Source organism: Actinomycetota bacterium (assembly GCA_040881665.1).
GTDB lineage: Bacteria > Actinomycetota > UBA4738 > UBA4738 > HRBIN12 > JBBDWR01.
Map to the genome: position 1 here is coordinate 905,526 of JBBECT010000004.1, position 21,532 is coordinate 927,057.

18 protein-coding genes and 1 pseudogene are annotated in these 21,532 nt (G+C 68.0%); 12 read left to right on the forward strand and 7 right to left on the reverse strand.

Going from position 1 to position 21,532, the window contains the following annotated elements:
- Positions 1–525: 525 nt before the first annotated feature.
- From WEF05_05400 to WEF05_05420, 5 genes are all read right to left on the reverse strand, one after another.
- The gene (locus WEF05_05400; protein ID MEX1101327.1) at positions 526–1,929 is read right to left on the reverse strand and encodes an FAD-dependent oxidoreductase; all 1,404 of its coding nucleotides are present in this window, start codon (positions 1,927–1,929) and stop codon (positions 526–528) included.
- An 8-nt stretch (positions 1,930–1,937) separates the two neighbouring features.
- Complete coding sequence (locus WEF05_05405; GenBank protein MEX1101328.1) at positions 1,938–2,282, reverse strand: cupin domain-containing protein; 345 nt, start codon at positions 2,280–2,282, stop codon at positions 1,938–1,940.
- A 224-nt stretch (positions 2,283–2,506) separates the two neighbouring features.
- A complete protein-coding gene (locus WEF05_05410) occupies positions 2,507–3,775 on the reverse strand; it encodes a Xaa-Pro peptidase family protein (GenBank protein MEX1101329.1) in 1,269 nt (422 codons plus the stop codon).
- Positions 3,772–3,942 carry an amidohydrolase family protein gene (locus WEF05_05415; protein MEX1101330.1) on the reverse strand — a complete coding sequence of 57 codons (171 nt, stop codon included), beginning with the start codon at positions 3,940–3,942 and terminating at the stop codon, positions 3,772–3,774. Before WEF05_05415 ends, WEF05_05410 begins: the two co-directional genes overlap by 4 nt.
- Positions 3,939–5,333, reverse strand: coding sequence for an amidohydrolase (locus WEF05_05420; GenBank protein ID MEX1101331.1), 1,395 nt, complete (start codon positions 5,331–5,333; stop codon positions 3,939–3,941). The genes WEF05_05415 and WEF05_05420 overlap by 4 nt, the downstream gene beginning before the upstream one ends.
- Positions 5,334–5,598: 265 nt before the next feature.
- On the opposite strand from WEF05_05420, the gene WEF05_05425 reads away from it, so the two are divergent.
- The 9 genes from WEF05_05425 to WEF05_05465 all read left to right on the forward strand — a co-directional run bounded on the left by WEF05_05425 (position 5,599) and on the right by WEF05_05465 (position 19,081).
- Complete coding sequence (locus tag WEF05_05425; protein MEX1101332.1) at positions 5,599–6,513, forward strand: ABC transporter permease; 915 nt, start codon at positions 5,599–5,601, stop codon at positions 6,511–6,513.
- 23 nt (positions 6,514–6,536) lie between these two features.
- On the forward strand, positions 6,537–7,442 hold the full coding sequence (locus WEF05_05430; protein MEX1101333.1) for an ABC transporter permease: 906 nt from the start codon (positions 6,537–6,539) through the stop codon (positions 7,440–7,442).
- A gap of 365 nt (positions 7,443–7,807) precedes the next feature.
- Positions 7,808–8,722, forward strand: coding sequence for a FadR/GntR family transcriptional regulator (locus WEF05_05435; GenBank protein ID MEX1101334.1), 915 nt, complete (start codon positions 7,808–7,810; stop codon positions 8,720–8,722).
- A gap of 27 nt (positions 8,723–8,749) precedes the next feature.
- Positions 8,750–9,958 carry a Xaa-Pro peptidase family protein gene (locus WEF05_05440; protein ID MEX1101335.1) on the forward strand — a complete coding sequence of 403 codons (1,209 nt, stop codon included), beginning with the start codon at positions 8,750–8,752 and terminating at the stop codon, positions 9,956–9,958.
- Positions 9,959–10,064: 106 nt separating this feature from the next.
- Positions 10,065–11,375, forward strand: a complete 1,311-nt coding sequence (locus tag WEF05_05445; protein MEX1101336.1) for an extracellular solute-binding protein — start codon at positions 10,065–10,067, stop codon at positions 11,373–11,375.
- A gap of 114 nt (positions 11,376–11,489) precedes the next feature.
- Positions 11,490–13,604, forward strand: coding sequence for a hydantoinase/oxoprolinase family protein (locus WEF05_05450; GenBank protein MEX1101337.1), 2,115 nt, complete (start codon positions 11,490–11,492; stop codon positions 13,602–13,604).
- Positions 13,601–15,301: a hydantoinase B/oxoprolinase family protein gene (locus WEF05_05455; protein ID MEX1101338.1), complete on the forward strand. Its 1,701-nt coding sequence runs from the start codon at positions 13,601–13,603 to the stop codon at positions 15,299–15,301. The genes WEF05_05450 and WEF05_05455 overlap by 4 nt, the downstream gene beginning before the upstream one ends.
- A gap of 955 nt (positions 15,302–16,256) precedes the next feature.
- Positions 16,257–17,354: an aminomethyltransferase family protein gene (locus WEF05_05460; protein ID MEX1101339.1), complete on the forward strand. Its 1,098-nt coding sequence runs from the start codon at positions 16,257–16,259 to the stop codon at positions 17,352–17,354.
- A 95-nt stretch (positions 17,355–17,449) separates the two neighbouring features.
- A complete protein-coding gene (locus WEF05_05465; GenBank protein ID MEX1101340.1) occupies positions 17,450–19,081 on the forward strand; it encodes an NAD(P)/FAD-dependent oxidoreductase in 1,632 nt (543 codons plus the stop codon).
- A gap of 74 nt (positions 19,082–19,155) precedes the next feature.
- Here WEF05_05465 and WEF05_05470 read toward each other — a convergent pair whose 3' ends face one another.
- Both WEF05_05470 and WEF05_05475 read right to left on the reverse strand, forming a co-directional pair.
- Entirely contained in the window at positions 19,156–19,761 is a 606-nt protein-coding gene (locus WEF05_05470) for a TetR/AcrR family transcriptional regulator (protein MEX1101341.1), read from the reverse strand.
- Positions 19,758–20,006 (reverse strand): hypothetical protein, encoded by a 249-nt coding sequence (locus WEF05_05475; protein ID MEX1101342.1) that lies wholly within the window; start codon positions 20,004–20,006, stop codon positions 19,758–19,760. Before WEF05_05475 ends, WEF05_05470 begins: the two co-directional genes overlap by 4 nt.
- Positions 20,007–20,131: 125 nt before the next feature.
- Here WEF05_05475 and WEF05_05480 point away from each other — a divergent pair.
- The 3 genes and pseudogenes from WEF05_05480 (at position 20,132) to WEF05_05490 (ending at position 21,514) form a co-directional block, all read left to right on the forward strand.
- Positions 20,132–20,323: pseudogene (locus tag WEF05_05480) on the forward strand (FAD-dependent oxidoreductase).
- A 341-nt stretch (positions 20,324–20,664) separates the two neighbouring features.
- Positions 20,665–21,096 (forward strand): hypothetical protein, encoded by a 432-nt coding sequence (locus WEF05_05485; GenBank protein ID MEX1101343.1) that lies wholly within the window; start codon positions 20,665–20,667, stop codon positions 21,094–21,096.
- Positions 21,097–21,223: 127 nt separating this feature from the next.
- On the forward strand, positions 21,224–21,514 hold the full coding sequence (locus WEF05_05490) for a hypothetical protein (GenBank protein ID MEX1101344.1): 291 nt from the start codon (positions 21,224–21,226) through the stop codon (positions 21,512–21,514).
- Positions 21,515–21,532: the final 18 nt, after the last annotated feature.

Sequence of the window (21,532 nt, forward strand, 5' to 3'; positions counted from 1 at the left end):
TTGTCCGTACACACGACGTCCGGCCGGATGTCGTTTCAGATCTCCATGAGCCGGTGGTGCGAGTACCTCACGCCGGCGACCAGCGCCTCCCAGATCGGCGGCGTGACGGTCGCCTGGCTGCTCGATCGTCGGCTTGCGGAACTCCGGCGACGTGACGCGGATGAACTCGGTCCAGGATCCGCGGTCGGATCCGCATCCTCTTGAGGCGGCGCCATCCGCATCGCACGCTCCCCGAAGCCTTTCGCTTCCAGGAGCCCTTCGAACGAGGAGTCCACGACGAACACCACGCGTTGTCCTCGCCCGCGGAGCACCTCCGCGATTGCGATGCAATTGTTGGTTGGACTCCACGCACCGGGCTCGGGGAAGAAGGCAATCGTCCTCGCGTCTCCTACTTGCACGCACCTCCTGCTCGGCGGACGGCCGCCGCATCGGCCCGCGCAAGTTAGTCACGGAGCCGAAGGCAGCGCGACGATGCCAGACGAGCGCCACCGAGGACCGCGACGGTGGCTCGATGAACGACCCGGTCTACGAGTCGAACCCCAGACCGAGCGCGTCGAGCAGCCTCAGCCACGGCCCTCGCCTGCCGTGTCGCCGGTCCGCCCGCTCGAGCGCTCTTCGGGTCAGCTGGATCCCGAGGTATCGAAGGGGCTCAGGAGGAAACGGGATCGGCTTCTTGCGCACCATCCGGAGCCTGGTCCTTGCGGTGTCGCTCCCGTCCACCAGGTCGAGAGCCACGCGGGCGCCGAAGCGGGTGGCTCCCACCCCAAGACCGGTGTAGCCCGCCGCGTACGCGACCCGACCGTCCAGAGCCGTCCCGAAGAAGACGCTGAAGCGGCTGCACGTGTCGATCGCTCCCGCCCATCGGTGCGAGAACCGCAGGCCTTCGAGCTGAGGGAAGGTCTGGAAGAAGTGGGTTGCCAGCAGGGCGAACGTCTGCGGACGCTCCTCGAACCTGGAATCGACGCCGTTCCCGAAGCGATAGATGGCGTCGTAGCCGCCCCACAGGATCCGGCCGTCCGCGGTGACGCGGAAGTAGTGGAACTGGTTCGGCATCTCGCCGATCCCCTGACGGTTGCGCCACCCGATCGAGGCCCACTGCGACTCGCTGAGCGGTTCCGTCACGAGCACGTAGTCGTAGACCGGCACGACGTAGCGACGTATCGCGCGAGCGAGCGGTGGGAACGCGTTCGTGGCCAGGATCACGCGACCAGCCTTCACCACGCCTCCTCGCGTCGTGAGCCTCACCCCCGCGCCGTCCCGGACCATCGATTTCACCGGCGTTCGCTCGTGGATGCGAACCCCCATCTCGAGCGCCACCCGCTTCAAGCCCCACGCGAGCCGGGCCGGATCGACCATCGCGCTGCCGGACCGCTTCCAGAACGAGCCGAGGTACGTGGGCGAGTTCACCTCGGCCCGTGTCTGTTCGCTGTCGAGCTCCTCAGCCTGGTGCCCGAACTTCCTGAGCAGACCGACGGCGTCGCGCGCCCACTCGAGCTCGTGCGGCTCTCTCGCGACGACCAGCATGCCACTCTCCGTCCAATCGCAGTCGATCCGGTGCTCGCGGACGGTCCTCCGCAGTCCTTCGAAGCTCTCGCGCGCGTGCTCCTCGATCTGGTTGATCTCGTCGGGGAAGCGCTCGATGCCGTTCGCGAGACCGTGCGTCAACGACGCATCGCAGAAGCCTCCGTTCCGCCCGCTCGCTCCGAAGGCCACGGTGTCCTTCTCCAACAGCACGACCTCACGAGCCGGGTCGTCCTCCTTGGCCTGTATGGCGGCCCATAAGCCCGTGAAGCCGCCACCGACGATCGCAAGATCGGCCTCCGTCGCGCCCGAGAGATGCGGCTCTTCTCCCGGAGCGTCCGACCGATCCAGCCAGAACACCTTGCGCTCGGCGTCGGCCCACACGCGGTTGATCGCGCTCCTCGGCATCGCAGACCTCAGTCCGTCAGCGTGATCTGGAAGACCTTGCGGATCGTCTCTTGCACGGGCCAGCGCGTGCGGGCGCCCCGCTCCAGGACCCCGACGACCCCGGGCTCCAACTCCAGCGTGGGCCCTCCCTCGACGTCGACGGTCGCGCGACCCTGGAGCATCACGAACAGCTCGTCCTGCTCGGCATCGGCTACGACGGCCGGCGTGCACTCCCAGACGCCACGCATGATGCGACCGTCCTCCGACTCCCAGAGCACGGCGGCCGTCCGGGGGTCGCCGGACAGCACCTGAGCAAGATCGAGCTTTTCGGGTTCGAGCGTCACCCCGGATGCGTGGACTGCGAACGTCGACATACGGCCGTTCATGATACAGCCCTCGTGGAGCGGGATACCGACGACCTCCCCGGGTTCGTTCTCTCCGGCCCCGGGGTCGTTCTCTCCGGAAGGTGGAGCTTTCCCCGTGCGGTCATGGGCCGCTGCCGCGGCGCACACCCGGATGGCCACGCCCGGGCGGACGGCTCCGCTGCGACATGGGATCTTGCGTCGCGGGGATCACGCGGGAATCATTGGAGCACGGATCAGACGCCGAACCCGGCTCTCAGGCGCCGAACGACGAACAGCTCGGACGGGGTCGACTGGAGGAAGGCGGCGCCATCGTCCTCGAAGGACAACGTGTTGATGCTGAGCGCAAGCCCCTTCGCCTCGGGGAGGTAGAAGTTCGCCTCGTAGTTCACGACGTCACCGGAGCGGAACGTCTCGTCGCCGGGATCGGAGCCCGCCTCGTAATAGAAGTCGCCGACCCAGTCGGGCGGGAAGGCGATGCCGAGCTCGTAGCCGCCGATCCACCATTCGTCGCCCCACAGGCCGGTGTCGCGGTAGTACGCCTCGACCGTTGCGAGAAGTTCGCGCACGGGCAGCCCGGGCCGCAGCAGACCGGCCACGACGTCGACGGCGCGGCTGACGTCGTCGATCCGCCCCCGCACCGGGGCCGACGGCTCGCCGATCGAGAAACAGCGCGCCATGTTCGCGTGGTACCGGTTCACCACGCCGCAGACGTCGACGTTGACAACGTCGCCGGGTTCGAGCTTGCGACGGCTCGCGAGCCCGTGCACCGTCGACGCGCGGTAGCCCGACACGACCGGCAGCGGGATGGCGGCGACCTCCCCGCCGGCCGACGCCATCGCGTGGATTATCGCGCCGTAGACCTCGAGCTCCGTCACGCCCGGCGCCATCGCGTCGCGGGCGGCGGCCATCCCGACGTCGGCGACGCGTTGAGCCTCGCGGACCACCTCGAGCTCGGCCGGGGTCTTCCAGCGGCGGACGCTTCGCGCGACGCTGGTGGCGTCCACCGTCTCGGCGCCGGCGCGCGCGAACGCTGCGTCCGCGTACGCCGCCGCGGCAGGATGCGGGCGGTAGCTGCGGCGCTCGACGCCGACGCGGCCGTCGAGCCAGCCCGCCGCGCGCAGCTCGTCGACGACGAAGTCGACCATGTCTGTTCCAAGGCCCGGACCGATCCGCACGTCGTCGACGACGCTCGTGAAGCGGACGAGCGTGACCTCCTCCTCGTCGTCGAACTGAATCGGGGCGTCGTGATCGACGTGCAGGACCGCGCACGAGCCCGGCACCCACCCTTCAGGGCCGTTCGCTTGGTACCACTCCGCCGCGTAGCCGGTGACGTAGCAGATCGATTCCGGCGCGGTGAGGACGAGACAGCCGATGCCGGCGGTTTCCATCGCCGCCCGGATCCGCTCCCACCGTCCGCGATACTCGTCGCGGGAGAACGGCGCCTCGTTCGGCGGGTCGAACTCCTCGAAGTACCACCGCTTGATCGGGCCGATATCGCTCACTGGTAGGCTCCTCGCTCGTAGACGACCTCGCCGCCGATCATCGTCAGGTCGACGCGGGCGTCGGCGGGACCGGCGAGGTCGGGGTCGGTCGGATCGTGGTCGAGCACGACGAGGTCAGCCCGCTTGCCGACCTCGATCGTGCCGGTCGTATCGTCGAGGTGGTTCACGTACGCGCTCCCGATCGTCGCGGCGCGAGCGCCGTCTCGAGATGGAGCGCCTCCTGCGGGATGAACGGCTCGGCGCCGCGGTCCTCAGGGTCGGTCCGCGTCACGGCCACCTCGATCCCCATCAGCGGATCGGCGGTCGTGATCGCCCAGTCGCTCGCGAACGCGAGCCGCACGCCAGCGTCGTGCAGCGAACGGAACGCGTACTGCCGGCCGCTCCGCTCATGGCCGAGGTACGGGATCGTCAGCTCGGTCATCTGCTCGTCGGCCGAGGCCCAGTACGGCTGCACGGTGGCCACGAGGTCGAGTGCTCGGAACCGTTCGACGTCGGCGGGATCGAGGAGCTGCAGGTGCGTGAGGTGGTGCCGGGCGTCGCGCCGGCCGTTCGCGTCAACGGCGGCCTCGAAGGCGTCGAGCGTCTCCCGGATCGCACGGTCGCCGATCGTGTGGACGTGCACCTGGAACCGCTCGGCATCGAGGGCGACGATCGCTTCGCGCAGGGCGGCGGGGTCGTTGAAGCTGAAGCCCGTGCCGCCGCCGGCGCCGTCGACCTCGAGGTAGGGCTCGAGGACCGCGGCGGTGAAGTTCTCCGGCACCCCGTCCTGCATGATCTTCACGGTTCCGGTGTTGAGCGTGCCGACCGACGACGAGGCCCGGCGTTCGACCATGCCGGCGATCTGCTCCATGCCGCGCGTACGCTCCCACCACTGGCACGCGACGACGTGAGCGCGGAGCTCGCCCGAGCCCGCGAGCGCGCGGTACGCGGTGAGCACGTCGGGCTCCACCCATGCGTCCTGCCACGCGATGACGCCCAACGACAGCAGATGCCGCTGCGACGCGAGGATCGCGGCGCGCCACGTCTCTTCCGATGTTGGCGGGAGCAGCGCTGCGACGAGATCCCGTGCCCATTCGTGCAGCGTGCCCGTCGGCGACCCGTCGGGATCCCGCTCGATCCTTCCGCCCGGCGGGTCGGGCGTGTCGCGATCGATGCCGGCGAGCTCGAGCGCGCGCGAGTTCACCCATGCGCCGTGGAGGTCGCTGTTCATCAGGTACACGCACCGGTCCGGGACCACGCGGTCGAGGTCCTCCGCACGCGGCAGGCCGCCCGGGAACGCGGACATGGCCCAACCACCGCCGTAGATCCACTCCGCGTCGGGATTCGCGGTCGCATACGCCGCGACCGCGTCGAGGTACTCCTCGCGGCCGTGGAGGTCGTGGAGGTCGCACGTCAGACGGTAGCGACCAGCGAAGCACGCGTGGTTGTGCGCGTCCTGGAACGCGGGCAGCGCGATCTCGGCGGTTCGCGGTCCGCGGAGAGTTTCGATCTCGTCGCGCGTACCGACGGCGAGGATGCGACCGCCGCCGAGCCCCACCGCCTCGGCACGGGGCCGCAACGGGTCCATCGTGACGACCGCGGCGCCGGTATCACGGTCTCGAGCCCATCGTCCATCCGGTGCACTATAGGCGCCTCGGTTGAATCGGTGTCGCGGTCACGTCGGAGCCCTATCATCGCAAACACGGCCAAGGTCGTGTCCAAAGAACCGGGACCGGTTCAGCGGTCACCGCGCATCTGCTTCAGGCATAGTGCCGCCTCGAGAGCTGACGTGCACGGTGAGGAACTACACCACTACGCGGGACGTGACCTGATGGAGAGGGTTCGTGGCTGAGCAAACGGGCGTCGTCGGCGAACGGACCTGGCTGTGGCGAGCGTTCGCCGCGCCGGGCGTGACCTGGCTGATCCTGCTGTTCCTCACGCCCTTCTACGCGATCCTCTCGGTGGCGATGGGGAAGCTCGACCCGATCTTCCTCACCGCCGAGCCCGTGTGGAACCCGGCGGCGTGGGATCCGGGGGTCTTCGCCGAGGCGTTCGGTGAGATCTTCGGGGGCGCCCTCGGGGAGACCGCCCTCCGAACGATCGCCTACGTGATCGTCGCGACGTCGCTGTCCGTCCTGATCGGGTACCCCGTGGCCTACTACGTGTCCCGCCGGGCCGGCCGCTGGAAGATCCTGATCCTCGTGCTGTTGATCGCGCCGTTCTGGATCAACTACCTGATGCGGATGCTCTCCTGGGTCAACCTGCTGGACCGCGAGGGGTACGTGAACCAGATCCTGATGGCCCTCCAGATCTTCGACGAACCTCGGGAGTGGCTCGTGGGACGGCACGAGACCGTGATCCTCGGCCTTGTGTACGGCTACATCCCGTTCTTCATCCTGCCGCTGTTCGCGGCGCTCGATCGTATCGACGAGGCCGTCGTCGAGGCCTCGCGGGACCTCGGGGCCAGCCCCTTCTGGACCTTCCTCCGGGTGACGTTGCCGCTCTCCAAGCAGGGGATCCTTGCCGGCACCGTGATCATCATGCTGCCGATGTTCGGCGACTACTACACGCCCAACCTTCTCTCCGGCTCGCCCAAGACGAGGATGTTCGCCAACGAGATCGACCTGTTCGTGAACCAGACGACCTCGGGCGGCGGGCGGGGCGCAGCCCTGACGCTAATCCTGATGGGCTTCGTCGGGCTCCTGATGGTCTACTACCTCCTCAGCGTCGCGCGTGCGACCCGGGAGGCGCGGGCGTGAGCGCCGGGACGACGCTGGGCCGCTTGGAGATCGAACGCCCGTCCGTCCTCGCGCGTCTCAAGCGCTGGCTCGCGAACCCCTGGAACCGTCCCAGGCTCCTCGCGCTCTGGACGTGGATCTACCTCGCCTGGTCGATCGTCCCTATCGTCATCGCGGTCCAGTTCTCGTTCAACGCCGGGCGGTCGAGGAGCACCTGGCAGGGGTTCTCGTTTCAGTGGTACTTCCAGGACCCGGACCTCTCGGTGCTCCACGACCCGTCCCTGCGGCTCGCGCTGATCCAGAGCCTGAAGCTCGCCGGCCTGTCGATGCTGATCACCACGCCTCTGGGTGTCGCCCTCGCGCTGGGGCTCGCCCGCTGGCGTGGCCGCGGTGCGAAGCCGGCGAACTTTCTCATGCTCTTTCCCCTGGTCACGCCCGAGATCGTGATGGGGGTCGCACTTTTCCTGGTCTTCACGAACCTCCTCGACTTCGTGCCGCTCGGCACCCCGGCCCAGCTCCTCGGGCACGTCACGTTCTCGTTGTCGTTAGTCGTGATCATCATCCGTGGCCGCCTCTTCGCCGTGGGAAGGGAGTACGAGGAGGCCGCGATGGACCTCGGGGCGACGCAGTGGGAGTCGCTGCGTCGCGTCCTCCTGCCCCTGCTCGCGCCGGCGATCTTCTCGGCACTGATGATCGTGTTCGCCCTCTCGATCGACGACTTCGTGATCAGCGCTTTCCTCGTCTCGCAAGAGAGCTCGATCACGATCCCGGTCCGTCTCTACAGCTCGGCGCGGATGGCCCCGAGCCCCGCGCTGAACGCCCTCGCGAGCCTCCTGCTGTTCGGCTCGCTCACCGCGATCACGTTAGCCGGCCTGTTCCTTCGGAGGTACCGCAAGCGCGAGGGCGCCCGGGGTTCCGCGGTCGAGGACCTCGCCCGCCTCGAGATCTGATACGCAGGGACCCCGACCCCGAGCCGGGGTGATCCGGACCGGTGCGCGAGCCACTAGGAGGCGTCGGGAGGACGAACCATGGGAACGATCGACCACCCGTGCCTGCACGAGCTCATGGCGCGCGAGGAGCGCCGGTTCCTCGAGAGCCAGCCCCGTTCGCGGGACTGTTCGAGCGAGCCAAAGGATCGATGCTGGTCAGGACGCTACCGGAACCTCGCCGGGATTTGCGCGCCAGCCGTTGGGCGGGCTAGGGTGGTCTGACAATCTGACCAGATCAGTTCTTGGCTGAGCCGACGTTCTGGGGGGCGACGGGATGCTGGAGATTCACGACGCGACCCGCTACCTGAAGGAGACCGTCCGATCCCATGAGCGCCACTCGCAAAGAACAGGCGTGTGTACGGATCGGCGGGTCGGATCGGCATGGACAGGAGGGTGGCAACGTACTTGGGGTGCCGCAGACTAGAGGCGTGCCCTCGAAGGCGAGCGGACGTGCCAGCGGTCCTGAAGCGCTCAGGGAGACCAGCTGGACGGCGAGGGGGAGCGGCCTGACCTTCTCAGAGGTCCATCGGCGGCCCCTCTACCAGCAGGTGGCGGACCAGGTGCGTGAGGCAATCCTGACGGGCGCTCTCTCCCCCGGGGATCTGTTGCCCACTGAGCGGAGCCTGTCCGATACCTTCGGCGTGAGCAGGGCCTCCGTTCGGGAGGCACTGAGATCGCTCGAGACGGAGGGGCTCATTCTCTCCAGCGGGGCGCCGGTGGGTCGCTCGGTTGTCTCTGAGTACTCCACAGACGTTCTGCGAGACCATCTCGCGAATCTACTGCGCCTGCAGCGTGTGCCAGTCGATGACCTCGTTGAGTTCCGAATCGTTCTCGAAACCGGAGCTCTCCAGCGAGTCGCCCGCGATCCCCGACAGGAGCTGCTCAGCCAAGCGGCGGATGCTCTCGCGGAAATGAAGCGGCCCAGCCTTTCGCTGGAGGATTTTGATGCAGCCGATGTTCGCTTCCATCTCTCGCTGGTGAAGGCGTCGGGCAACGAGACGATGCATGTGGTGATGGTCGCCATCCGCGACGTCATCGCCAGGTATCTTCTCGACGCACTGAGTGCCCTGCCGGATCCGCAAGCCGATATCCCTGAGCTGGTCAAGGAGCATCAAGCGATCTTCGATGCCGTGAGTACGGGCGACGACGCGGCCATACGCCGTCTCGTAACCCAGCACCTGCGAGACTTCTATGATCGGGTTCTTCTGTCGGCCGACTCGGAACAGGGTAAGACGACTTAAGGGGGGACCGTGGGTACTGAAGGCTCTATGGACGCTGATGTTCCTTTCTCCCAGCAGGAGTATGAGCTTCGGCGAGAACACACGAAGAGGCTGATGCGGGAGAGAGGGATCGATGTGTTGTACGTCACCTCTCCGGCCAACCTGTACTACCTAGCCAACCATGAGTTGATCTGGTACGACGGCAGGACTCCGACCGGACTCGTTCTCTCACAGGAGGGACCCGCCGTTCTTCTCGACGGCACCGATCATCAGGCCCAAGGTGCGGCGACGACGACACTGATCGATGAGGCGATCTACTTCGAGATCGGAAGCCCGCTTCGTGACGGTGGGCAGGGCCCGTCATCTTTTGCGATGCCCGAGGTAGATACCGTGGCGACGGCTCTGAAGAAGCTGGGTGTGCGTGGACGTCGGGTGGGCCTCGAATACTGGAGCCGGGCTCCATCCGGCCCCACTCTTGCGGCGCTCGCGAGCCGTCTCAGAGAGGAAGGCGCCGACGTCGTTGATGGGTCCTTCCTCGTCGACCGTGTTCGGTTCGTCAAGTCTCCACAGGAAGTCGACTATGTCCGTCGGGCGGCAGAGATCGCAGACACCGCAATGGACGGTGTTCGGTCCTCCATCGACGTCGGCGTCACCGAACTCGAGGTCGCGGCAGAGATCTATCGACTCCTCCTGGAACAGGGGGGCGAAGAACCCGCGATTCGCGTGTTGGTCCACTCGGGGCCGAGAAGCTCCCACTACCACGGCCCCTCAACGACACGCCGTATCGGGCCCGAGGAGATGGTCTGGGTAGACTTCTGCGGGGTCTACAAGCGGTATCACGCCGATCTCAGCAGGACCTTCAGCGTCGGGGACTTCCCGAGAGCCAGAGAGGTGTTGGCGCAGGCGGCCCCGAGCGTCACTCGGCTACTGGAGGCCGTTACCGTTGGCATGCCATTGTCGGAGGCGCAACGGATTGCTGACGAGTACATCGACCAACAGGGACTCAGGACGGACGTGTGGTGGATCGGCGGCTATTCGCTTGGAGCTGACCTTCCGCCGGATTGGGTCGGCCACATCTACCTCGGAGGAGAAACGTTCGAGGAGGCGATGTTCGAGCCCGGAGTTCTCACCAACTACGAGAACCTCTTTGACTTTCCGGAGGAGGGCTGGGGTGGCGGCTTCATAGACACGATCCTGATGACCGACACCGGCCTGGAGGTGCTGTCGAAGCTTCCCAGGGAGCACAGCGTCATTTGAGGCATTGGAAGGGGGATGAAGCGGGTCGGGAACGACTGAACCGTGGGCCAATGCCTAAGGAGTCGGCCAATGCCAAGGAGTCGACCAATGCGAAGGAGGGGATAGCATGGCGTTCCATCCACGAGAGGGCTGGATCGGGAACGGCCGGCGCGTAGTGAACCGTCGGGAGTTCCTCCGGAGGGCCGCGGCCGCCGGGATCGGGTTCCCGACGGCTGCCGCGATCCTGGCAGCGTGCGGGGGCGAAGAGGGCGGCAGTGTCGGCGACGACGGGGGCGGGGGCGAGTTGGTGGTCGGCCGGCCCGAGAGCCCGGCCACCCAGCCGATCTACGACGACAACCCGCCGATCGAGTCCGGGCTGGACGCCGAGCCCGGACCGCTGCGGATCTACAACTGGGCCGACTACCTGTGGGTCCGGGTCCTGAATGACTTCACGGACGAGTTCGGGGTGGAGGTCGAGCTCACGACCTTCTACAATGAGGAGGAGGCGCTCCGGAAGCTCCGGACGGGGGAGATCCCGGTCGACGTCTACTTCCCGACCTCGGAGAACATCAGCAAGCTCGTGGCCGGGAAGCTCGTACAACCGCTGAACCACGACTACATCCCCAACCTGCAGGCCAACGTCTGGCCGTTCCTCGCGGATCCCTTCTACGACAAGGGCTCGCAGTACACCGTTCCCTACACCGTGTACAAGACCGGGATCGGGTACCGGACCGACATGGTCGACGAAGGCCTTCTGTCGGAGGGTCCGACCCCCTGGGACGTGTTCTGGAACCCGGCCGTCGAGAATATCGCCGGCCTGTACGACGACATCTCGGAGGCGATCCAGAGCACGATGTTCCGCAACGGGGTGGAGGTCCACCCGGCCGACGCTAGCCCCGAGGAGATCGCCGCCGCCGGCGACGCGCTGGTGGAGCTCGCCGACCTCGTGAACATCCGGTACACGATCGACGGCCCGTACGCCAAGCTCCCCGAGGGCACGTTCGGCGTCCATCAGGCCCTGTCGGGCGACATAGTGGCGACGCCCTACTACTTCCCGAAGGGCGACGACCCCTCGGTGGCCCGGTACCTGTGGCCGCCGAACGCGACGGCCAACCCGGCGAAGGGGCTGATCGCCAACGACACGATGGTGGTCGCGAAGGACGCGGAGCACCCCGTTCTCGCCCACATGTTCCTGAACTACATGCTGGACGAGGCGGTGACGCTGAAGAACTTCAGCTGGGTCGGCTACCAGCAGCCGCAGAACGGGGTCACCCCCGACAACCTGGTGGCAGATGACTACGTGCCGGAGTGGCTCGAGTCGGCGATCGTCCGCCCCGAGGACTTCGAGCACGAGCTCGGTGTGATCCCGGTCCCGCTCGAGCCGGACAAGGAGGCCCTCTGGCTGGACGCCTGGGCGCGGGCACAAGCGGGCGGCTAGGTGTTGAACTGACGGACATCGTGTACCACATCGGATTCCCGCAGCGAAGGGAGGACCGGTGATCGAGCAAGAGCTCGCGGGGCGGGCGCAACGTCGAGGAGGTGCGGTCCGCTGATGGCAGCCACGCGCTCGAAGGCTCGGACCGGCCGGGGGAAGCCCGTCCCCCGGCCGGTCCGCGACGGCTGGATCATCGCCATCGACGTCGGCGGCACCTTCACCGACGCGGTCGCGCTCTCGGGACGGGGCGAGGTCCGGGTGGCGAAGGTGCCGTCCACGCCGAGCGATCCCGCGGTCGGGCTCACCGACGCGGTGCGAGAGCTCTCGGACCTGGGCACCCCGCTCTCGCTCGTGCGCTCGGTCTTCCACGGCACGACCGTCGCCACGAACGCGGCGATCACCGGCCAGCTGGCGCGCGTCGTGTTGCTCGCCACCGAGGGCTACCGCGACGTGCTGTCCTTCCGTCAGGGGGCGCGTCCCGAGCTCTACGACCTGGAGCAGCGCCGTCCTCGAGAGCTGGTCCGTCGCCGCGACCGGCTCGAGGTGCACGAACGGCTCGCGTGGGACGGCGAGGTCGTCACGCCGCTCACCGACGCCGAGGTCGAGCGCATCGTGGAAGAGGTCGCGCGTCACGAGCCCGAGGCGATCGCGGTCTCGCTCCTGTTCAGCTACATGAACGACGCGCACGAGCGGAGACTGGGCGAGGCGCTCGAGCGCCGGTTCCCGGATCTGCCGATCACACTGTCCTCCGCGATCGCGCGGGAGTTCCGCGAGTACCCGCGGACGGCCACGACGGCCCTCAACGCCGGGCTCCGCCCGATCGTGGGGAGCTACCTCCTCCGCGCGCGGGATTCGCTCCGCGAGCTCGGGGTCCGCCAACCGTTCCTCATCATGCAGTCGAACGGCGGCAGCGTTCCCGCGGAGCGCGCCGATCAGGAGGCCCATCGTCTCCTGCTGTCGGGCCCGACCGCCGGGGTGGCCGCGTCGATCGACCTCGGTGCGCGCCACGGGATCGATCGCCTGATCGCCCTCGACATGGGAGGCACCTCGGTCGACGTGTGCCTGATCGCCGACGGCGTTCCGCCGGTCACATCGATGGAGGAGGTCGACACGCACCCGATCCTCGCGCCGTCGGTGGACCTCGTGACCGTCGGGGCCGGCGGCGGGAGCATCGCGAGCGTGGACGCGGCCGGCCGCCTCCGGGTGGGGCCGGACAGCGCCGGGGCGGACCCGGGTCCGGCCTCCTACGCGCGGGGCGGCAAGGAGGCCACCCTGACGGACGCCCACGTCGTGGTGGGAACGCTCGGGGGTGAGACGCCGCTCGCCGGTCGGCTCGCCCTCGACGTCGAGGCGGGCCGCGAGGCGATCGGGCGCGTGGCCGAGGACCTCGGGCTCGAGGTCGACGAGGCCGGCGAGGGCATCATCGCGGTGGCGATGGCGCACGTCGTCCGCGCGCTCCGTCGCGTGTCGGTGGAGCGGGGGGTCGACCCGAGCGACTACGCGCTCGTGGCGTTCGGTGGGGCGGGACCCCTGCATGCCGGTCGCCTCCTGCGGGAGATGCGCTTGGGTTCGGTTGTGGTGCCGCGGCACCCGGGGCTGTTCTCGGCCGCGGGGCTCGTGGCAGCGGACCTGCGGATCGACGAGTCGCAGACGGTCCTCCGGACCGTGGAGCCCGGGGAGACCGACGAGCTTGCGGCCTGGTACCGGGCCGCGGCGAAGCGGGTGACGGTGCAGCTGCGGGAAGACGGGATCCCGAAGACGAAGATCCGGCTCGTGGGCAGTGCCGACTGTCGCTACCTCGGCCAGGGGTTCGAGCTGCAGGTGCCGCTGCGGGGCCTGACCCCGGCCGCCCTTCGACGGCTCGTCGGGGATTTCCACGAGCTGCACGAGCGCACCTACGGACACGTTGCCCGCGACGAGGCCGTCGAGCTGGTCACGCTCCGGCTCTCCGGGTTCGGCGGCCTCCCCAGGCCGGAGCGGTTGCCGGTCGCCTCCGGCGGGCGAGACCCGGTCCGCGGCGCGGTCGTCGGCGCTCGGCAGGTGCGACTCCCCGGGGGCCGCCGGCGAGGGAAGGTGCCGATCCTGGCCCGGGAGGAGCTCCGGGCACGCAACCGGATCGTGGGACCGGCGATCGTTGAGGAGATGGACTCGACGACCGTCCTGCTGCCCGGGCAGACGGCCACGGTGGACCGGGACGGGAACCTTTGGATCCGGGAAGGAGGCGGACGATGACCCGGAGGACCGGACCGGCCCCGAAGCACCCGCGGCGGCGAGCCGCCCGCGGCACCGCTCGGCTCGATCCGATCACGTTCGAGTTGGTCCATGCGCAGCTCCTCTCCGCCGCGGAGGAGATGGGAAGCCTGATGAAGCGCTCGAGCTTCAGCCCGATCATCCGCGAGATGGCCGACTTCAGCTGCGCGCTCTTCAATGCAGAAGGCGACCTCGTCGCGCAGGCCGACTTCATTCCGGCGCAGCTCGGCGCGATGTCGCTCGTGGTGAAGTCGACGCTCTCCCGCTGGCGGGACACCCTGCGGCCCGGCGACGCGTTCATCGCGAACCACCCGTACGAGGGCTGCATGCATACGCCGGACATCAACATCCTGCTGCCGGTCTTCATCGGGGAACGGCTGTTCGCCTGGACCGGGTCGACCGCGCACCACATCGACGTCGGCGGCGTGAACCCCGGCACCGAGGGGCCCGACCTCCGCGAGCTGTACGCGGAGGGTCTCGTCATGGCGCCGGTGCACCTCTACCGGGGCGGGCAGGAGGACCCCGACCTCTTCTCCGTGATCACCGAGAACGTCCGCGCCAAGATCACGACGATCGCGGACCTCCGCGCGCAGCGGGCCTCCTGCGAGCTGGGGCGTCGGCGGCTCGAGGAGGCGGTGGAGCGGTACGGAGCGAGCACCGTCGAGACGGCGTTCGCCCAGGCCCTCGATCACGTCGAGCGCGCGGCCCGTGCCGCGTTGCGGGACCTGCCGGACGGTGAGGGGGAGGCGGAAGGGTTCCTCGACGACGACGGGGCGGGCGGCCCTCCGACGCGGATCCACGCCCGGCTCGTCAAGCGTGGGGACCGCCTCACCGTCGACCTGTCGGGAACCGCCCCCCAGATCCCCGGGGCCCTCAACGTCCCGTGGGCCAGCACCCGGGCCGTGATCGTGTATCTGCTCCGAGCGGTCACCGACCCGGCGATGACCACGAACGACGGGGCCCTGCGCGCGGTCGACATCGTGTGCCCGAGGGGCAACGTGCTGAACCCCAACCCGCCCGCGGCGGTCTCGGTCCGCCACAACACCTGTCAGCGGCTCGCGGAGACCCTCATCCGGGCCGCGTCGCAGATCTGGCCGGAGAAGGCGGTGGCGAGCGGGACGGTCGCGTTCTTCGACGTGAACCTCGACAGCGTGTCCCCGAAGACCGGTCGGCCGTCGGTGATGATGGACGTCGTCGGCGGTGGGACCGGCGGACATCGTTTCGACGACGGCCTCGACGGCGTGGACACCTACATGTCGAACGTCGTGCTGCTGCCAACCGAGGTGGCCGAGGCCGAGTACGCCGTTCGCCTCCGCAGGACCGAGCTGGTTCCCGGGTCCCAGGGGCTCGGCGAGCACGACGGGGGCCTTGGGATCCGGCGCGAGTACGAGGTGCTCGACTTCGCCCAGATCGCCACCGTGTACGGGGAGCAGACCGACCCCCGGTTCGCGCCGACCGGCGTGCTCGGGGGGACGGGCGGCGCGCCGACCAGGATCTCGATCTTCGACCCGGAGGGCCGGGAGATGGACGTCCCCACGAAGGTGACGCTCGAGCTGCCGGCCGGCTCGATCGTCCGGGTCGAGACGAGCGGAGGCGGCGGCTTCGGGGACCCGGCGAACCGCGACCCGGACCGCCGCCGCGCGGACGAGGAGGACGGCCGGCTGCCCACCGCCACCTGACGGTCGCCGAGGTTGCCCGGGGACGCGGCCCCGGTCGGATGACCGGCGCGGCCCCTACCCCTCGCGCGCGGCCACGGCACCCTCTCGGCGGGGACACCGAAGGGGAGGAGGCGCAGGAGTGACGAGAGCACGGATACGATCGGCGAGGTGATGACGACGGACGTGGGTGGTTCGAGATGCTCCGGGCCGAACGAGTCGGACGAGTAGTGGGTCGCCGACGTCCTGGCCTCCGCTCGATGACCAAGGTCGATCCCTTGAGGAAGGCGAGGACCCGAAAGGAGCTACTCGCTCAGCCAAGCTAAGTCCTCTGGCTCGAAAGTCCGCTAACGAATCGATCGCTCGGGCAGCGACCTGCAGTGCCTCCTTCTCACGCACCCGCCGCATGAGGCGGGCGAGATCGTTCCGGGTGAACTTCCACCACCTCAGCTGTGATTCCCGGAAAGGTTCGGTAGCGTCTCGTACATCCGGGATGCCAGCCACGAGTCCCCAGATCACCGCGTCCTGGATGCGACTGAGCGCGACGAGGAACGGTTCGAACGGACCGGGATCCATCGGCTCATCTGCGAGTTCGGCTTCGCGCGCGAGGAACTCTTCCAGGCCGAGCTTTCCCCCGTCGGGGCCGACGAGCCTCCCGGCGCCTCCCGGCGCTTGCGGTCGCGACCGATCTCTCGAACGACGGCGCTCCTCCGTCGGGCTCGGCCTGCTCGAACTCAGAGCATCAACACTTGAGCGCAGCTGTGGGCGTGCCGCAGCGTCGGTCGGAAGCTCGTTCCCCGAACATGCGGCACACGGTCGGCACCATCTTTCGGCATCTTCATAGTGAAGTCCACCTGTGGTCTCCATTGACGACGGGGGAAGCTCGAAGATACTGTAACGAACGTTCGATTCGATGGGCGTTTCGCGACGTGCGGGTCACGCGTGACAGACCAGGTTGAACCGAGCCAGGGGGTGGGAGATGGGACAGGAAGAGCCGATCAAAACTGCTCTGCACGATGTGCAGAAGGCGATGGGGGCGAGCTTCGCTGCGGAGGGCGGTTGGTACTGGCTCGACGGCTTCGGAGACGTTCCCGGCGAGTACCGGGCGGTCCGTGAGGGCGTCGGTGTGTGGGACATGTCGCCGCTCATCAAGTGGGAGTGGCGAGGGTCCGATGCCGCGGCGGCGATCCAGCGCGTCTTCTCGAACGACACTCCCGGCATGGAGGTCGGACAGGTCCGCTACGGCGGCTTCCTGGATGCCGAGGGAAACCTCGTGGACGACGGCACCGTCTTCCGGCTCGCCGACGACCACTTCTGGGTCATGACGAACGGCATGGACCTGGCAAAGTTCTTCGCGGGGGCGACCGGCGGTCTGGACGTGGGGATCGAGCACGTGACCCACGACATGCCGAACTTCCAGGTACAGGGTCCGGGGTCGAGGGACCTGCTCAGCAAGCTCACCGACGCTGACCTGAGCGGCCTTGGCTACTTCCGCTTCCGCCCTGAGCTGACGCAGGTCGGCGGCGTCCCGGCCTGGATCTCGCGGACCGGGTTCTCAGGGGAGCTCGGCTACGAGCTGTTCGTCCGGCGTGACGACGCCGAAGCCCTGTGGAACGCGCTGGTCGCCTCGGGCGCGAAGCTGTACGGCAACTCGGCGATCGAGACGTGTCGCATCGAGAGCGGCATGGTCGTGACGGGCTTCGACTACCAGCCCGGTGCCGGGACGCCGTTCGACGTGGGGCTGGACCGCTTCGTTGCGCTCGGCGCCGACATCCCGGGCCAGAGCCGGCTCGCCGAGGTCGCCGCGGCGCCGCCGAACCGGTTCAAGACCCTGCGCTGGGACGGGGACGAGCTGCCCGAGTACGGCACCCCGGTCATGAAGGGCGGGGAAGAGGTGGGCCTCCTCACGTCTCCCACCAACAGCCCCATCTTCGGCCCGATCGGCCTCGCCGTGATCCGGGCCGACGTCGCCGAGGAGGGTGGAAACGTCGAGGTCCAGGGACCGAACGACACCATATCGGCCACGGTGACCTCCGCGCCGATCTACGACCCGAAGAAGGAACGGGTTCGCATGTGACAGAGGTCGCATCGCTCGAGCCCCGTGTGATCCAGGGTCGGTCACTCGGTGGAACCGCCATCGTCCGGACACCTTCACCTTGAGGAGTCTTCCGTATGCAAGCGAGGCAACGTGACGTCGTGATCATCGGAGGCGGCCACAACGGCCTCGCCTGTGCCGCCTACCTCGCGAAGGCCGGACTCGACGTCCTGGTCCTGGAGAGACGCTCGATCCTGGGCGGCGCAGCCGCCACGGAGGAGACGTGGCCGGGCTACCGGGTATCGTCCGCCTCGTACGTGGTCAGTCTCATGGCGCCGGAGATCATCTCGGAGCTCGATCTCAAGCGGTTCGGGTACAAGGTGTCGATCATCTCGCCGGACTACTTCGCTCCCTTCCCGGACGGATCGTCGCTCACCCTGTGGGGCGACCCTGTTCGGGACGCGGAGAACATCGCGAGGTTCTCCAAGCACGACGCAGCCGCGATGAAGGAGTTCGACCGCTACTTCTCCCACATCGGACCGCTGCTCAAGCAGCTCGAGTTCGTGATCCCGCCGAACCTCTCGATCCGAGAGCTGCCCCGATGGCTCTCCCTGGCGGCCCGCCTCAGGAACTGGACCGGGCGTGATGTGGCCGAGGTGGTGCGGCTCTTCACGATCAGCGCCGCCGACCTTCTCGACGAATGGTTCGAGGACGACCGCGTCAAGGGAGCTCTCGCGACTCAGGCCGTGATCGGCGCATGGCACGGGCCGATGACGCCTGGATCGGCGTACGTCCTCGTCCACCATTGGATGGGTGAGATCGACGGACATGATGGCGCGTGGGGCTGGGTTCATGGAGGCACGGGGGGAGTGAGTGCCGCCCTGGCGGCGGCCGCCTCCGCCGCCGGCGCCGAGATCCGCACGGACGCGCAGGTCGCGCGGGTGGCCATCTCGAACGGCCGCGCGGTCGGGGTGGAGCTCGCCGACGGCAGCACCATCCGAGCCGGGCGCGTCGTCTCGAACGCGCACCCGGTGACGACGTACCTGGACCTCGTCGGTGAGAGTCACCTCCCGAGCGACATCGTGCGGAGCGTGAAGAACTACAAGACGAAGTCGGGGTCGGTGAAGGTGAACGTCGCCCTAGGCGAGCTTCCCCGCTTCCCCTCCTGGGATCAAGAAGGGGAGCTCCACTGCGGGATGGTGGCGATCTCCCCATCGATCGAGTACCTGGAGCGGGCCTGGGAGGACGCGAAGCATGGGCGGCCGTCGACGCATCCGTACGTCGAGGCGATGTTTCCCACCGCTCACGAGCCGGGCCTGGCCCCAGAGGGCAAGCACATCATGCTCGCCTTCACGCAGTTCGGTCCCTACGAGGTGAAGGATGGCTCCTGGGACACGGAGCGCGAGGCCTACGGCAAGCGCGTCATAGAGACGCTCGGCGAGTTCTCGCCGAACCTCGCGGGTGCCGTCGACGAGATGGAGGTGCTCGCTCCGCCGGACCTCGAGGAGCGGTTCGGCCTCGTCGGGGGGAACATCTTTCAGGGTGAGATGAGCCCGAGCCAGATGTTCTCGCTCCGGCCGATCCCGGGCTACGGGGACTACCGGACGCCGATCGCCGGGCTGTACCTCTGCGGCGGGGGCACACACCCCGGCGGCGGAGTCATGGCGATACCCGGGCGCAACGCGGCCCAGGTTGTGAAGCGGGACGCTGGGCGCGGTGGCCTGGTCGGGTCCTTGCGTTCCCTCGGGCGCGCCCGCAACGGCCGGTGACACGCGGGCGGGGTCAACCGAGGATCGCTGCCCGGGGCTCGGCCCGCCGAGGCCCCCCGACCGCACCACGCATCTCACGTCTCGACGGGGCACCCCCGCACGATGCCGAGGGCGAATCCCGCGTACTCCCGTGCGATCTCCTCGATCGGCAGACGACCGCCGGCCCGGTACCACGTGCTCACAGCGGTGCTCATCGTCGCGATCGCGTATGTCGCGGTCTTGACGTCCGACGCGTCGAAGATCCCCTGCTCCGTGCCGCGGGCGATGAGCCCCTCGAAGATCGCCTGATGCCGGTCGCGCATCGCGATGATCCGCTCGCGGTTGTCCGGCTCCAGGGCGCGGATCTCGAAGTCGGTCACGAACGCATCCCGTGGATGCCGCCCATGGAAGAGTACGTGCGCCCGGACCCCCTCCGCGAGCTGCTCCGCGGTCCCCTCGGCGCCTTCGACCGCCTCGGACACCTCCGCCGTGAGCCTGCTCATCGTGCGCTCCATGATCTCGACGAGCAGAACCTGCTTCGTGCTGTTGTGGTGGTAGAGCGATGACGTCTGCACGCCGACCGCGCTCGCGAGGTCACGCATCGACGTCCCGAAATACCCTCTCTGCCAGAAGAGGTCGACCGCGGCATCGTAGATCTCCTGCTTCCGATCGCGCGGCGCGGCCGTGTCGCGGCGGCTCATCGGCTCACTGTCGACGGGAGCATCGACCGAGCGGCTCCAGCTCCGCGGCCCGCGATGCTAGTCCATCTTCGTCGAACGATGAGTGCGAAAGCCGCCTCCCAGAACGCTTCGTCGACGACGGTTTCGGGGGGACAGAACCACACGTGGAATCGAGCGAAGATGTGTTCGTGGGTCAGCACGATGCCGAGATCCGCCGGCTTTATCGTGCCCAGCACCGCCTGCGCCTTTCCGATGACCGTGTCCATGCCTCCCCCTATCGAGTGTTCGTTAGACTCCACTATCGTGAGTGGTGTGGACGGGGTCAACGTTCCATCCTGATGGATACCGCGTCTGCGCCATCGTTCGGGCATTCACGCTCCGTGGAGGCGAGATGACTGCGAACTCCTACGACGCGATCGTGATCGGCGGGGGACACAACGGCCTCGTCGCCGCCGCCTACCTCGCGAGGTCCGGCGCTCGCGTGGTGGTCCTCGAAGCACGGCACAAGGCCGGGGGCGCGGCCGACACGAGCTCGCCGTTCCCCGACCTCCTCGACGTGCGGGTCACCAGGCTCTCCTACGTGCGGGAGCCGCTGGCCAGCTCGCCGGGTCCACCGGGTGAGTGCATTCCCCCTGCTCAGGGTGGTGTGGGTGGTCGGGTCCTTACCGCGTGGGTGCTCCTCGAGAGGGCCGGCACGGCGCAGGTCACCGGGGTTTCGAGTACACCCCACCGACCGACCAACTGACCAACCGACCGACTGACTTACTTACATACGCGAAGTCGCTTGACAGGTTGTGCAACTTGCGGGCCTGCGTGGTGGAGACGTATAGTCGCGCCGTAACGAGAGGGGTTCAGATGGCCACTGCAGATGTGCCGCGAACCGCTGTTGACAACGAGCCGATGCTTCGCTGGGGATCCTGGCTGATGGTGATCGCCGCCGTCGGATTCATCGGCTATGGCCTGCTCTTCTTCATCCGCAACTTCACCGATAGCTTCCTCGAGCTGGGGATCGGTCCGAACGAGGTGAACGTTGGGAAGACGCAGATCCAGCAGTTCAGTCCGTCGCTGTACGAATACATCAGCCACCTACAGATCGCGCTCTCAGGCTTCATCGCGGCGACCGGGCTCGCTGTCGTCTTTCTCGTTGCCTACGGTGTGAGGCGTCGTTACGGGTGGGCGTGGATCGGCGCGGTCGCCTCGCCGGTGCTGGCTCTACTGGTTGCGTTGCCCGCCCATTACCCGAACGACTTCGACACGTTGGGCCATCTCGGGCTGATCTACTTGGCGACGCTGATCTTCGTCATCGGTGCCGTCATGAGCGGCAAAGCGATCTTGGACTCGCGGAAGGAGCCGTAGCGGCGACGATCGTGGGGGCGGGAACCGTCGGGGCTCTGCCTGAGCCGGTGTTCGTCGCTCTTACGGGTCTCTACCGATACTCCAGGCGGTCCTCGACCACCCGAAGGGTCGACCTCGGTCGCTCAGCGTGGAGGCGCTCCTCGTCGCGTTCTACCTGAACGGGATCCGTCGCCACCACAAGAGCCACGTCGTCGAACTAGCCCGCATCCTGAACTCGCTCTCCTCCGACCAGCTCGACGCGCTCGGCGTGAGGAAGTGGAACCCGACCGAGGCTTACGACCGGACCGACCGGTTCCTCCCGAGGCCTCCCCTGGTTGCGGGACGAGCGTGCATCGCCTTTTCCGTCCGTCACCGTCGTCGCGCGCCGCCGTCCCTTCGCTGCGATGCGCGCGCCCCGGTCATCGGACCCGCTAGGTGACTGTTCCAAGGGGTAGGC